This window comes from Paenibacillus sp. AN1007 (assembly GCF_040702995.1).
In the GTDB taxonomy this organism is placed as follows: Bacteria; Bacillota; Bacilli; order Paenibacillales; family Paenibacillaceae; genus Paenibacillus.
In genome coordinates this window covers 1,896,483-1,910,339 of the sequence record NZ_CP159992.1, presented here as the reverse complement: position 1 = coordinate 1,910,339, position 13,857 = coordinate 1,896,483, and the positions used below count along the sequence as shown (strand labels likewise).

Genomic DNA, 13,857 nt, shown 5'->3' with positions numbered 1-13,857 from the left:
AATGATTCGAATCACTCCAGAATTTGTTTCACATAGACTGCAGGTGCAGCCAGAAATTGCTCAAACGTGCACAATGTACCGTGTTCCTGATGTTCTATGTCGGCATAACCTATCATTTTCCTGCTCGGGTTCCAGACAATCAGTATGTGAGAATACTGATCCAGATCAGAGGATAAGCGGAGCAGCTTTTGCCTTCCCATCTTCATCTCGACCGTGTCTGTCAGCGAAAAGAATTCAATATGCCTTACTCCTGCTGGGTGCTCTGGCAGTTCAATTCTATGCGGGCCTTCGGTTAAAAATTGAATTACCGATGCTGGAAGCTTGTATGATTTTAATGCGTGCAGTTTATTACTCCGATTATGGAATTGTTCAGGCTCATGTGCCTTCAAATATGCTGCCATCTCCGTGTTTTTCTGACTAACCGCAATTGTATATGCCCGCTCTCCATCTTTCTCCTGTATCGTTACATCTGCACCTTGTTCCACCAAATATTGCACCATTCGCATGTTGTTCTGACGTGCAGCTGTGGTAAGGGGTGTCGCCTTATACGGATAAACCATATCCGGTTCGTTGTAGTTGATATCCACACCCTCCTGCAGCAGGTATTGAGCAGTCTTCATATCATAATCCGACACTGCTTTGCGCAGCGTTCCGCCGCCATATTTACGAATATCCCGCCCGAGTTCGTGCAGCACTTTGATATTCTTTTTATTTCCATTGTATGCTTCGTCATATGCATTTGATTTTACGTGATTTACTCCCTCTAACCGGGCTCCCTGTTCATGCAGATAACGAATTACATCTGCTCCGCAATAACGCACAGCGTAAAGGATGGCGGGATTCTCCTTAGCATTGAGTGCAGCCCCTCGCTCCACGAGCAGTCTGACAACCTTGGGCTGATTACAGATCAATGCCAGATGAAGCGGACTAAGTTCGGTATGCCTGCTCAACACTATTTTTTCTTCCAAGTCCATTCCATGCTCTAAACATGCCTCAACTCCTTCAGTATTCCCTTGGTAGATCGCTAGAGCTTCATCTGGCAGTGTTTTAAACGTTCCTTGATTACCGATTTTATACAAAACTTGTCCCTCCTGTCGCAAGGATAAAAATAAGTTCGAGCTAATACTGATTATATTCTCATAGTTTACTTTACGTTTAATAAACGGCTTGTTTCTTGAGACGCTTCCATGAGTATGCTAACATAGTGGGCAGCTGTTCATGGTTCCATACAAAATACACAAGCTTTCACAGAAAGGACAATATGAATCTTTCAACCCTTCACCATACACTGGAGCACCTCATTCCGCCACTCGATCTGCGAAGCTGTCTGGTCAGTGTGCGTGGAGAGATCGTTTACAAACATTATCGCAATTCAGAAGCCGAGACACATATCGCTAAAATCAATTCATGTACCAAGAGCTTTATCTCCGCGCTCATCTGTACTGCCATGGATCAGGAGCTGCTGCCAGCGGCAAACACACCGATCTCCACCTTTTTCCCGCAGCTCACATCTGACCCTGACCCTCGTAAACCAGCCATTACGCTGGAGCAGCTGCTTACGATGACAGCAGGTTTTAACTGGGATGAGTTCGGCGGGCAGAACTCTTTTCCACGGATGACACGAACAGATCATTGGGTTAACTTTGCTTTGGAACAACCGCTGCGCCATGAACCAGGCACCCACATGGAATATAATTCTGGTGTGTCTCAGATGCTGTCTGCCATCTTGATGCAGCATACAGGCATAAGCACAGCAGCATATGCCGAGCGTTATCTCTTTGGTCCACTGGCTATTGACAATTATGAGTGGGAACATGATCCTCAAGGTGTGCACACTGGCGGATTCGGCCTGAGACTGCTGCCTGCTGATCTGCTCAAATTCGGACAGCTTTACCTTCAGGAAGGAAAATGGGAAGGTAAACAGCTCATTTCCAGCCAACTCGTCAAACGTTCGACACATCCCTTCGTCACTGTCTCTCCTCCGAATCATGGCAGTTATGGCTGGCACTGGTGGGTGGATCAATATGTGCCTCAAGACGAGACCCGAAGCGTGAATCTGGACCTTACCCACAACCCGGCATGCCGACAAACCGCTCCAGAAGGTCGTCAACCACTTCACTATTTTTATGCCAGAGGCTTTGGAGGCCAATATGTATACGTCGTTCCGGAGCTGGAGCTGGTGACTGTACTGACAAATGACAAGCGCAAGAAGGAAAAGCCACCAATCGATGTATTCCCGCGATTGATCGCTCCCGAGCTGTGGCAGCTTACTCGCTTGTTCGAATAAACCAACTATAAATCTACATACTGACCACTTATAAGCCCTTATCTTCCCTCTTCACTGCTGTTAAGCAAAAAGCGGGAAAGCCTAAGGGCTTTTTACTTTTCTTTGCAAAGTAGGAGCCGTTATATCCAGTCTCGAGGACAGCTCAGATCTTTCACGCCTATCTCAATGCTTCCTCTACAGCCAGCGTAACGGGATAAGGCCCAGACTCCTGATTGGATATGACCACCAACTGCACACCATGCTTTGGATATACTCCGGACATAAACGAAACGCCTGGATCAAAACCCATCACATGGCATTTAAATATTTCCTCTTCCTGCAGTTCCAGCCATATCCCCAGACCATAATATTCCGCATCCTCATCATGCGCGTGTGGTGTTAACAAGTCACGGGTCATCTCCTCACCCAGCAGCTTGTGTCCCAGCAAGGCATCCCAGAAACGAATCATATCCGGTGCAGTAACATAGGCCCCTCCATCTGACCCCCCTTGTACGGGAATAGAGAAGATATTGCTTGTCCATGTCCCGTCCTCGGCATCAATATACCCAATAGCTGTATTGCACGGAAGCTGATCCGTCAGGAAATAACCCGAATCTACCATGCCGCACCGTTTGAAAATATGTTCCTCCACATATTTCGTAAATGTAATACCTGTATGCTGTTCCACAACGAGTCCCAGCACAATGAATGCCGCATTATTATAATGGAATCGCTCCCCGGGAGCGGACTTCATCGGCAAATGCTGAAACATCGGCAGAAAGTCATGCAGCTGCCGCATTCTGTATACGGGTCTGTCTTTCCATAATTCTGAGAAATCGTCCATCACTTCCTCATCGAAATAGTCCGGAACACCCGAAGTGTGCGTCAGTAATTGATGAATCGTGATTTCCGGGTCCCATGCAGAGAAAGGTATGTTTAATACATCTTTTAATCTGGACTTCAGCGAGAATTTCTCCTGTTCAACCAATTGAAGTATACTGACAGCTGTGAACAGCTTGCATCCCGAAGCGATGCCAAAACGTGTGTTCACTTCATTCAAACGTTCGTCACTGCGATTCGCATAACCTCGCGCAAACTGTATAAGCGTTTGACCGTTATGTTTGCAGAGCACCACGCCCGAAAAATCCTTTTCTTCCATCAGCTCTCTGACTTTTTCAGTTAAGATTGCTTTATCCAGCATCTCGAAGAATTCACCTCCGCTTTCCAATCATCAAATTATGCATTTGGCGCATCAGACGCTCTCGCATGAATCAGATAATATAATGTGAGATAGATGGTGAGAAGAAACAGCCCGAAGAACATACAAAAAGCCAACGATGGCCGGCTTACACTTTCGTGCATCAGTCTGATTAACATCTCACGATTCGTTAATGCATCCCAGCTGTTTAACCGGTACACACGCCCAAGCAGCACGCCATACCCCGCAAGTGCTGTTCCTCCGAGTACGAAGACCCATGATGCTGCACGTCCCCATCGTTCATAGATGACTTCCTGAATCTGATACATGGATAAGAACCCCACTAATAACCCTGCCCATACAAACATCAGTACGACAACCAGATCATACCAATAGTTAAAATTCACACCGTTTCCTGATAAATATCTGGAACTCCTTGACGTCAGATGAAGTAAATCCGTCACGATATATGAAGAGTTCGGGAAAAACAGCAGCCACACCATCGCACTTGGCAGTGCAAACCATAAGGCTCCCTTCCACTTCGATCGATGCAATCCATAGGTTATCGACGAGAACAGAAAGGGAATCCAGCCCAAAAACAGATTCCAGATCAGGAAACGAAAGTACCGCTGATCGAGCCATTCGGCCGCTGCATAGTACAATCCCAGGGTGACGACTGTAACTGCACTAAGAAAAATAAACATGTGCATATAATTCAATTTTTTCAAAGCGTACAACCTCACTTGTCTCTAATCGTTTAAGTAAAATATGACATAAATTCAATGCTTTACATCCTACTAGCATCATACCATGTCCGAAAGTAGAATCAAATTATGGATAGATTAGTAGAAACAAACAAACGTAAATACACCATCTATTCAAAACAAAAAAGCGACTGTCCTGTTCCCAGGATCATGCCGCTTATTTCAACTTGCAACTTTGACTTCACGTCACACCATCTGCGGGGTACACGGAAACCAGTTTCTGAGGATTCACAACCAGATACACCCCATTAATTCGCTCCCCTGCAGCGTCCATCTCCAGACATATTACTTCAGACAGCTGTCCTTCGTTCATCAAGGCGAGCTGCAGTTCACCGTTAACGCAAACCGGCTTCCACTCCCTCTCTCTCAACGAAACAAGCACTCGTGGAGAGGTCAGAATAGCAAGCACTCCTCGGTGTACTCGCATGGTTCTCATAATCGTTTGAACTACGCCGCCCCCATCCGCCGTGAATACAGGCGTGTCAGCAAGCAGCTCCAGCATGGCTGCACATCATGCTGAAGAAACGCCATAGTGAAACGGCTGAGAACCTCTTCTTTAGCCTTCCAATCCGCATAAACCTGTTCTATTACAGGAAGTACTTCGGGCAGATTACGTCTGGCACGACTATAAATCTGTCGACAGTTACTCTCCGTTTTCCCAAGCCAACCTGCGATCTCCGAATAATCATGCTCAAAAGCTTCACGCAGTACAAAAACAGCCCGTTCCATGGGAGACAGACGTTCAAGCATCACCAGGTAAGCATACGAAATCATTTCTTTCTGCTGCATCATTTCCTCTGGTGTATTAGTCATGTCATGCATACCCAGCGGTTCGGGAAGCCATTCCCCCACGTAATGCTCTCTCTGGTTACGCGCAGAGTTCAGCAGATTCAAACAGCGGTTTACAATGAGTTTTGCGATGTAAGACTTGGGGTTATGAATATCCGGCTTGGGCATACTATGCAGCCCTGTGAAGCAGTCCTGAACGATATCTTCCGCCTCTGTCACAGTGCCCAGCATGCGGTAAGCGATGGAGAAAGCATAATTTTTATATCGGTTATACAATGCACCAACATCAAGAGAAGACGTCTCCGGCGTATACTTATGTTGATTTAAACCAGGATCGAGATTGGACTGCATGGGATCGCCTCCCCTAGGTTGGTTCATTTATCGTTTGTCATTTTAGTTAAAGCAGCCAGGGTACATACCTGTCGTTATAGCAATCCGGTTCCAGCTGTTGATGGAGTTGACGGCCATAATCAGGTTAACGACTTCCGTTTCACTAAAGTACTCACGAACTTTATTGTACAGCTCAAGCGGAACTCCTTGTTCCGATATCCGCGTGACAGTCTCTGCCAGTTCAAGCATAACACGCTGTTTGTCCGTAAATAAAGGAACTTCATTCCATACACTCAGCAGTAGTATATGATCCCCGTAATCGCCCAGCTTCATCAAATCCTTGGCATGCATGTCCAAACAAAAAGCACAGCCGTTGATCTGTGACACGCGGATTTTTAACAGCTCGTATAACACCTTATCCTCGAACTGTTCGGATACATACTGTTCCATCGCCATCATGGCTTTGAATGCACCGGGGTTTGCCGCTCTGTAATTCATTCTTAAATCCATTATTCATTCGCCTCCATCATTTGGTCTACATACTGAAGACAAACAGCACCTACGTTTTGTGACAACTCTCTTGAAAATAAATAATAACTCTGCTAAAAAGCGACGAATAAAAGATTTCGGTTAAATTTGATTCCAGACCGACCCAGTGAAGTTAAGGCACTACGCTTCTGATTAAACTTTCATTTTATCACGAATTAAATATCAATGTTATTGACCACTGGAATAATAAGGAATATAATGAATCTAAAAAATGGAATAAGGAGGTATAATTGGTGAGTGAATTACAAATACAAGAAATCACCAGCTTAGATTATCTTGTACAAATGCTTGAAATGGCATATCGAACCGAACAAATGGAGCGAGTCATACATATTGCAGATCACCTATATTCGTGCACAAACGACGTATATACCCAGACCCAATCCCTTACTGCTAAAAACAAAAAAAAGCGAATTTCGATTAACAGACCTCTTGTTTATTATTTTGGGAAATCACATCTAATGAAGGGCTGGCTCTGCAAAAACTGGAACGGTATCAAGAATCTCTAAAATGTATTGATAGATACCAAGAGCTCGGATGGTTTATTGGACTGGATACAGAAGGAGTAAATATTGTCGAGAATTTCCGAAATTTCGCTAAGGCGAATCGGTATGCGGTCCTGATTCTAATGGGGCATAAAGATGTGCTGGAAGAATATATTGCGTTTCTATTAGACCATCCAGAAGAAATTATCCCAGAGTGCATTACAATACTGGAAGCCGCAATAGTGCACGGCTGGAAAATAGAAGAAGATCTTAAGAAGATCCTGCCTCTCAATGAACCATTTGCGATGCTGGAGGAAGCTGAGAATGTTGGTCTTTACGTTCATTATATGTATTGTCTTGCTTTGTATAAAATAAGTCTGTGTAAAAACGATGCAATAGATGCATTAATTAACGGTATTGCAGTTTCTTGTAGAATAAACTTGGAATCCGGATTTCGTAAGTGCTGCGTACTATTTGAATCTTTGAGATCAGAAGCTTCAGAGAAGCAAATTACTCAATATAAAAATATACTGAGAGGGGCTCTTAGCAATGAAAAAAACTATGCTTATATTAGCTGTCATGTTTAGTTTTGTACTCATCTCCTATACAGGGACAAGCACTACAGCAACTAATACAACTTATAATCACGGTTCTGGCTACTAGTTTCCAACCAAAAAAGCATCGAACTCCTTCAAACAGGAGTCGATGCTTTTTTTGGTATTTCATCTTCCAGAAGTATTATCATCCGAATTCAGCTGTACCGGAGGTTCCGTATAATATGGACAACCTGGTTCGTGAATAATTCGCGGATCCACCCAAGTTCCCCAATATGGATGACGATTCACGTAAGGGGCCATATTAGGCTGCTGCATGTTCGGTTGAACATTAGGCAGCATGTTGGATTGGATGTTTGGTTGAACATTTGGCTGGGTGTTTGGTTGGATATTAGATTCGATAATCGGTTGAATGTTAGGCTGCATGTTAAGAGGTTCGATATTCGGCTGTACATTCGGCCCTATATTAGGCATATGGTTTGATGCAGGGTCTGCATGCGTCTTACAATCTGCCGGCGGGCCGATGATGACCGCTTTTTGAATGGGAGCTAGTGCTTTCTGCACTTTATGTTCATTCAGACAATACGTGTGAGCCAACACATTCGCAGGTGTTAAACGCAAAATATCGGAGCCGAATATCGCCTCAGGCACAGGCGCATCGAAGATTGCCAGCAGATGTGTATGATCTGCTGTGGCCACTTCATAGTGCCACCAGCCTTGAGGTACGTTGGCCGTTTGTCCCGGTGTGATCGGGAAATGAAGCAGTTCACTAGTGAACGGGTTAATGAGGGAAACGACCGCCGAACCACTGATGCAGTACACAAGCTCTGTCGCGTTTTGATGAATGTGGGGTTCGACCACATTGCCTGCACTGAGGAAAATATCCAGCAAAGAACTGTTTCCGAGCGTGTTAAGCTGTTTTACCGAAAGTGCATGAATGTAATTATACTCATCTTTCTTAAAAAGCGGATTTTTGCTCAGATCATACGTAAACTGTGTAGTTGGTAAGGTAAAATCCATGTACGAGGTTGCCAAAATAAAACGCCTGCCCTTCGCTCTCGGTTTAGGTGATAACCCATAACCTCAGCTTATGCCCGGCGCCCAGATTGGTGAGACCATGTAGACGGAATTAAATCCTTTGTGTCGCCGGATGACGTATGCGCATAGGCTGATATCATCCATTCAGACATTGGAGGTTTGTTATATGTCATACGTTCCGGGTCCAACATCAGCCCAGCAGCCTATAGGCTATCCTTACCCTTATTATCCACCGCCGTACCCTTATCCGTACCCCTATCCATATCCAACGGTGTTACCTTTCCCTCTTCCTTATCCCATCGGGGGTCCGGGACCATGGTGGCATAGCGGTTATCCAGGGCATTATCCGGGATATCCTGGGGGTCATCACGGTGGACCGGGAGGCCCTGGGGGTCACGCAGGACCGGGTGGACCAGGTGGTCCCGGCGGGTTCCACGGTCATCGTTTTTTCCAGGGATAAAACCTCAAGGTTTCACGTCTCAACACTACAGGAGCTGTTAAAACAGTTCCTGTTTTTTTCGATTCAAGCTGCGTCCCTTACCAACCACACCGAATACTAAGTACTCAGTATTCAATCTCATCCATCAGATCCAGATTGCGGATAGACATCCGAAGCAGGTCCGTAAACGAAGAGGTTACGTAATAGACAAAGTCCGGATCATGCACATACATAATGATCTGACCATATGTACCTGCCTCTGCTGGATCAAAATCTAACATCAAATAGAGCGAGCCCCCAGCCATTGTGGCAAAAGGTATCCAAGACGTGTGAAATAAATACGGTTTTATTTCCGGGTCCAGCTGACCCATTTCATCTTCTCCATAATACTCCTCCAGCTTTTCATCCACTTCACAGAAATATTGTTTGGTCTCCCGAATCTCTTCGAGTGACATCAGATAGAAGGGCTGGCATGACCCTTGCTCCGCATCCCCCGGATACAAAACATGCAGACCATACCCACTGCCATCTGTATTACGATAAAAAGCACGAAAATCTTCCGGCAGGCGAACCCCGTACAGCTTCTCCAACTGATTCAGCTCTGCTTCTGATGCCCCTGCCAGATGAAGATATGTTTCATACAGCGCCCGAATCTCTTCATCTTGTATTTTACGGTCCAACAAAGGGTTCAATTGTTCCCTCAGCTCGTTGATAACAGCATCCACTTCAGACCTCATATTCCTCCACCTTCTCCCTCATCCTTACCTTCCTCTGGGCTTCTATCCAGCATGTACTGCTCATATTCCCAAAACGCTTCGTGCGCTCCGCCGTCTTCAATCAAAATCATGACTGCATATGAGAACAGATTAAGCCATTCCTCCATTAACGCAGCCTGCTCATCCGTGATCAGATGATTTCTGCGAAGCATTCCTTCCGGTTCAACCGCCCAAGCTCTTGCGAGATGATTGATACTCCACAGGCAGGCCATTACTTCCCGGTCCAATGCCGAAGTCGAAAGTTCCGGAGCAAGGATGCGCAGTATACGCATTAGTTCGTGGAAGTTCGCTTCAATCAAGTGACCGCGAAAGGGACGCAAACTCCCGAGAAAGCCGTTTTGCATTTTCGGATGATTCACATCATCGTGGGAAAAGGCATGACATTTTAACAGCAGGACAGCTTCTTGAGGTTCCATCTCATCACCCTTTAGCAAAATCATGGATCAAAATGTTACCAGCGCAGCGGCTCTTGTTCACGCCACAACACATAACGCTCCAGTTCACGTAAACTACCTGTGCCAATTCCGTATGCATCCATACGTTCCGAACACAGATCAAGAATGTGCAGCATACCGCCGTATGTACCCACAGCAAGTTTAGATTGTTCAGGTGACACGGTCAGAGAATAGATGGTCGAGCCAACAAAATGACGCCACAGCTCTTGCCCTTCTCGGTTAATGCAGTACAGATAGCCATATGCATCCCCCATCACCATACCTGCTTGAATCTCAACCATCGTATATACACGCGCATTCTCATCCATGATCGGCCATTGTGATTCCTGTACACGATCCGAAATGCTGGCTAACGGAACCTGAATGGTGACCCCGTTGTAGAAGTGGCAGGCATTAAACCAGACAACTTGGCTGTCACGGCTGAATGCCGCGCAGTGCGGATAACTCGATTCCGGCTCCACCTCATACGTTTTGTTCTTCTCCCGATCCAGAACCGTATGGCTGCTCATCTGGCTTCCCCAGGCAATCCATCGCTCGTCATACGATACAGCTGCATGTCCCATGGATAGCTGCGTATCTTCATATTCGTATTCCTGAATCTCTGCGTGATCGGGATGAAGCAGTGTCACCCGCTCCTGCTCTATGAGATAGACTCCGTACTGAGATTGAAGCAGCAGCGCCTGCCCCTGATCCATAGGTATTAATTTTTCAAGCGTCCACTCAGGATGTGCGCAGTCGGCGAGAGATTCGATCTCTGGCATAAGAGCTTTGATTTGATCCCGAATGCTCTGCCAGCGGTAGAATGCAATCCGCTCTCCTTCCAGCCTGCGATCAGGCTTATCAATGACATGCAAACCTTCGCTATCCGCCAGAGCAGCGTAGACACCATCGGCTGAGCAGCCTGCGAACGTATAATCCGGACTGCACCACCATCCCTGCTGATCCATTATGTATACCTGTCCATGATTAGACAGCACTCCTGTATTACATAGAACCGTATCCTCATTCAGATAGCCTGCAGTCTGTACAGCCTGCATAGAATCCTGAAAATGATTGCTCAGCGGCCAGGTTGCCGCGGGCAGTTCTTCTCGAAGCTTTTCCAGATCCCCTTGAAGATTAGCCTGTTTCACCATCTTCATCACTTTAGAACTGATCGAATGACGGGCATCATCCGCCAGCTCGGATTCATCCGGGTGTTCGCCCTGCAGCATTTTGCGCACGAATGTATTGACATCGCGGGCGTACCGCCTGCCTTCATTACGCCACTGTTTTGCTATTTCCGTGTTTAACCAATCCATATAACCCCTTCTCCCTCTGCTGTTCTTTACTCATGCAGGGTGCAGTAATGCGCCTCTAAAAACTGCTGTATCTCCTGTACCTGCATCTGCACTTCCTGCCCATCCCTCATACGTTCATTCTCATAAAACAGGACAATTTCACGCTCGTATGCGTAATTAAAACGAACATATCCTCCCACAGCTGTTCGAAACAGCCTGCACATATATTCGTCTTCGATGACCAGATCCCACGAATAGCGGGATTGGCACAGATCAGCCAGTTCTTTCATCGAAATCCCGTTCTCTTTTCCCGAGAAATTATAAAACACAGGTCGCCGCTCCTCGTTCCAAGGTTCGAAATACGCTGGTCTGAAGGGCATGTCTCTGCGGTAATATCCGCAGTAGATTCGGTCAAGAGTGTCAGCGAACGAGCGATCATTAGAAGGCCACACGGTAATCTGTTCATCATGCCGCGGAAGCCAGATCAGTCCCTCCACATCTGCATGTAACGCCAGGAAATCCCCATCGACTGAACTGCCGATGCTGATACATTCCTGCAGCTGGTCCTGGCTGATGACCGTTTCCTCTGAATGCTCCCATAAATCGTAGTCCGCAAATGGTTTTAACACTTCAGGGTCAGGACGCTGAATATTCATCCAGCCCGAATAAGTTCCTTCTCCGTACTGCTGTAACCAGCGTTGATAAGCCGAGGGCAGACGAGCGGATTGCTCTTGCTCCACCTGCTGCAGTTCCTGCTGCGGGACAGGCTTCAACATACGAGACACGATGTACATTCGGAATCAGCTCCTAATCATAGTTCTTTCCGGGCCTCGGGCAGCGGGTTAAGCCCAAGCGTTTCATCGGATCATTCGACAGCAGTACATCAGGCCAATTCTTCTTGTACGATCTCCGTTTCTACACCTTTACGATTGCGAATGCGAATGGCAAAAGCATCATAACCATTACGTTTGACTTCATTAAAATGCACGCGCTCACCTGTAATCAGTTCGTACATCCCGTCTTCCTCAACATCTTCACCGAATTCTTCATCCCATGGCACGTTATAAAATGCCGTCAAATGCACTTCAAATGTATCTTCCCCCTCAACGTCAAGATAAGGACGCAGCGGCCTGTTGTTCACTTCTTCTTCGGGATACGTCTCACACAACATCGCATCATAACCGTGTTTTGCCGCATCAATCAGCAAATATCGTTCACCTGTAACCGTATGTTCTGCATAAACGAGCAGCGGTGTCATATCATGCCACAAAATCAGATCATCTTCATCCAGGTCACCATAATAAAAAATATGAAACTGATCATGTCCATCCTGCGTCTGCAATTTCCCCTGCCATTCCACTTCATGAACCAAGCCCTCTGTATCACGCTTGGTCAGCCCTTCGAGGTATAACGGCCCATGCAGTACACCATACATATTCATTATTTCGCCTCCCTTTTGTTCATGTGAATAGTAACCACTTTATGCTCTTCATCCACTGTCAGCTTTACATCGATATTAAGCTTCTCACGAAACAGAACTGTAATATTCAGATATGGGTCACGAGCTGCTTCCGTGCCTCGATTGCTCGTCCGGCTCATGCCTTGATGAATGATCGATTTTACCAGATCGTCATCCCCCTTACCTGTTTGTTCATAAGTATAGATGACCTTTCCCTCACGGTCAGTAAGCGTCAATAACGTAACAAAGTCATTAGCATTGCTGTATTTGTTTTCACTTCGCACATACATATGATCGCTTTGCGAGTAGTCAATCTGGCCGGCTAAAAACGGGTTATTTCCCCCCGCTTCAACCTCGTACTCCTTATAAGCCAGTTGAAACAAATACTGCAGACCGCTCATGTCAATACGATAATAGAGCTGACGATCCTCCCCTCGTTTGTCCATCGCCGCAAAACCGCTGATCAGCGGCCATGTCTGATAAGATTTACCTTCGACATCCACAGCAACGGCATAACCCGATAACACCTTTTCTTTTTGAAATACGCCATACGTCTCCATAATAAAATAAGCAGGAATACACAGCATGGCAAAAATCAACAGAAAGACACTAAACGTAATTCGCTTATTCATCTTTTCTTCCCCTGTTCTTGATCGTTATCTTTCTATCTGACGTTATGCTGCATTTTGGTCAATACGCGGGTCACAGCTTCCCTGTTCTTGGCCTCCTTGATGTATGCGGGGATACTGTGTGATGCCGTCTTCTGAGATCTGCCCCCATATTTCACACGCAAATCAGCAGATACATACTGCAGAAGATAATTCAGATGTTTCCGATTGACAGCCCAGATCTGTTTGCCTCGAATATAATCCAGAAAATACAGTTCCAGACCAAAAAGCGGGTCTCTGCCCTTTTGAATCTCCCGATAATAACCTCGATTGACCTGGCTTTTATGCAGCGCAGCCTGATTGGTTGCCCCGCAGTGTGGACATGTAATATGTACCAGCGGATGGGGTGTCATTTTCTCATCGGTTACCAGCACACTAAACCACCGCTCACATACAGCACAGTACCCCTTGGCTGCATACTCGTAGTCTTCTTCTTTGACCGCATGAGTGTAACACTGGCTGCATCTCCACTGCACTTTTCCATTAGAGCGCTCGATATAAGCATAACCGCCGCATTCGGGACATTTGACATCAATTCGCTCTCCGCGGTTGAGCACAAAGAAATAGCTGTATTTGTATGCCCCTTCGTCTTCGAAACGTTTCACAATCAACCTCTCCTTTCATTGAACCTTTTGCCGAGTCAGCCATTCCATCCCACATTGTTCCAAATAAACCGTTAATAAAATTATATGAAACTCTTTACCCAAGCACAACAAATGCAGGCTCACCGGCTCAAAATAACATCCATAGTCCTACACAAATGTGTGCTCCGTCACACCCGTCAATCCTTCGATATCGTAATCTAAACTT

General features: G+C 46.0%; 17 protein-coding genes and 1 pseudogene. 4 read left to right on the top strand and 14 right to left on the bottom strand.

The annotated features are described in order from the left end of the window. Positions 1–11: 11 nt before the first annotated feature. Positions 12–1,079 (bottom strand): ankyrin repeat domain-containing protein, encoded by a 1,068-nt coding sequence (locus tag ABXS70_RS08755; protein ID WP_366295305.1) that lies wholly within the window; start codon positions 1,077–1,079, stop codon positions 12–14. A 182-nt stretch (positions 1,080–1,261) separates the two neighbouring features. On the opposite strand from ABXS70_RS08755, the gene ABXS70_RS08750 reads away from it, so the two are divergent. Further along, complete coding sequence (locus tag ABXS70_RS08750) at positions 1,262–2,287, top strand: serine hydrolase (protein WP_366295303.1); 1,026 nt, start codon at positions 1,262–1,264, stop codon at positions 2,285–2,287. A 157-nt stretch (positions 2,288–2,444) separates the two neighbouring features. On the opposite strand, the gene ABXS70_RS08745 is transcribed toward ABXS70_RS08750, so the two are convergent. The 5 genes from ABXS70_RS08745 to ABXS70_RS08725 all read right to left on the bottom strand — a co-directional run bounded on the left by ABXS70_RS08745 (position 2,445) and on the right by ABXS70_RS08725 (position 5,857). Further along, the gene (locus ABXS70_RS08745; RefSeq protein WP_366295301.1) at positions 2,445–3,467 is read right to left on the bottom strand and encodes a serine hydrolase domain-containing protein; all 1,023 of its coding nucleotides are present in this window, start codon (positions 3,465–3,467) and stop codon (positions 2,445–2,447) included. A 35-nt stretch (positions 3,468–3,502) separates the two neighbouring features. Next, a complete protein-coding gene (locus ABXS70_RS08740; RefSeq protein WP_342551581.1) occupies positions 3,503–4,192 on the bottom strand; it encodes a DUF1361 domain-containing protein in 690 nt (229 codons plus the stop codon). Between the two features lie 217 nt (positions 4,193–4,409). Next, on the bottom strand, positions 4,410–4,730 hold the full coding sequence (locus tag ABXS70_RS08735; RefSeq protein WP_366295299.1) for a hypothetical protein: 321 nt from the start codon (positions 4,728–4,730) through the stop codon (positions 4,410–4,412). Next, positions 4,676–5,368, bottom strand: coding sequence for a sigma-70 family RNA polymerase sigma factor (locus tag ABXS70_RS08730; protein ID WP_366295297.1), 693 nt, complete (start codon positions 5,366–5,368; stop codon positions 4,676–4,678). The genes ABXS70_RS08735 and ABXS70_RS08730 overlap by 55 nt, the downstream gene beginning before the upstream one ends. 42 nt (positions 5,369–5,410) lie before the next feature. Continuing rightward, positions 5,411–5,857 (bottom strand): carboxymuconolactone decarboxylase family protein, encoded by a 447-nt coding sequence (locus tag ABXS70_RS08725; protein ID WP_366295295.1) that lies wholly within the window; start codon positions 5,855–5,857, stop codon positions 5,411–5,413. 272 nt (positions 5,858–6,129) lie between these two features. Between ABXS70_RS08725 and ABXS70_RS08720 the strand changes: the two genes are divergently transcribed. Together ABXS70_RS08720 and ABXS70_RS08715 are read left to right on the top strand one after the other, a co-directional pair. Then, on the top strand, positions 6,130–6,405 hold the full coding sequence (locus tag ABXS70_RS08720; RefSeq protein ID WP_366295293.1) for a hypothetical protein: 276 nt from the start codon (positions 6,130–6,132) through the stop codon (positions 6,403–6,405). Positions 6,406–6,539: 134 nt separating this feature from the next. Continuing rightward, the gene (locus ABXS70_RS08715) at positions 6,540–6,968 is read left to right on the top strand and encodes a hypothetical protein (RefSeq protein ID WP_366295291.1); all 429 of its coding nucleotides are present in this window, start codon (positions 6,540–6,542) and stop codon (positions 6,966–6,968) included. A gap of 471 nt (positions 6,969–7,439) precedes the next feature. Here the strand turns inward: ABXS70_RS08715 and ABXS70_RS08710 are convergent. Next, positions 7,440–7,955: pseudogene (locus ABXS70_RS08710) on the bottom strand (cupin domain-containing protein); the annotation flags it as partial. Positions 7,956–8,139: 184 nt separating this feature from the next. Here ABXS70_RS08710 and ABXS70_RS08705 point away from each other — a divergent pair. Then, entirely contained in the window at positions 8,140–8,433 is a 294-nt protein-coding gene (locus tag ABXS70_RS08705) for a hypothetical protein (protein ID WP_342551585.1), read from the top strand. A 104-nt stretch (positions 8,434–8,537) separates the two neighbouring features. Here the strand turns inward: ABXS70_RS08705 and ABXS70_RS08700 are convergent, their stop codons facing one another. From ABXS70_RS08700 to ABXS70_RS08670, 7 genes are all read right to left on the bottom strand, one after another. Then, complete coding sequence (locus tag ABXS70_RS08700) at positions 8,538–9,149, bottom strand: SMI1/KNR4 family protein (protein WP_342551586.1); 612 nt, start codon at positions 9,147–9,149, stop codon at positions 8,538–8,540. After that, positions 9,146–9,604: a hypothetical protein gene (locus ABXS70_RS08695; RefSeq protein WP_342551587.1), complete on the bottom strand. Its 459-nt coding sequence runs from the start codon at positions 9,602–9,604 to the stop codon at positions 9,146–9,148. The genes ABXS70_RS08700 and ABXS70_RS08695 overlap by 4 nt, the downstream gene beginning before the upstream one ends. 35 nt (positions 9,605–9,639) lie before the next feature. Continuing rightward, positions 9,640–10,941: a hypothetical protein gene (locus ABXS70_RS08690; protein WP_366295289.1), complete on the bottom strand. Its 1,302-nt coding sequence runs from the start codon at positions 10,939–10,941 to the stop codon at positions 9,640–9,642. 26 nt (positions 10,942–10,967) lie between these two features. After that, positions 10,968–11,714: an SMI1/KNR4 family protein gene (locus ABXS70_RS08685; protein ID WP_366295287.1), complete on the bottom strand. Its 747-nt coding sequence runs from the start codon at positions 11,712–11,714 to the stop codon at positions 10,968–10,970. Between the two features lie 89 nt (positions 11,715–11,803). Further along, complete coding sequence (locus tag ABXS70_RS08680; RefSeq protein WP_366295285.1) at positions 11,804–12,361, bottom strand: hypothetical protein; 558 nt, start codon at positions 12,359–12,361, stop codon at positions 11,804–11,806. Next, a complete protein-coding gene (locus ABXS70_RS08675; protein WP_366295283.1) occupies positions 12,361–13,011 on the bottom strand; it encodes a hypothetical protein in 651 nt (216 codons plus the stop codon). The genes ABXS70_RS08680 and ABXS70_RS08675 overlap by 1 nt, the downstream gene beginning before the upstream one ends. 32 nt (positions 13,012–13,043) lie before the next feature. Then, positions 13,044–13,652: a hypothetical protein gene (locus ABXS70_RS08670; RefSeq protein WP_342551592.1), complete on the bottom strand. Its 609-nt coding sequence runs from the start codon at positions 13,650–13,652 to the stop codon at positions 13,044–13,046. Positions 13,653–13,857: the final 205 nt, after the last annotated feature.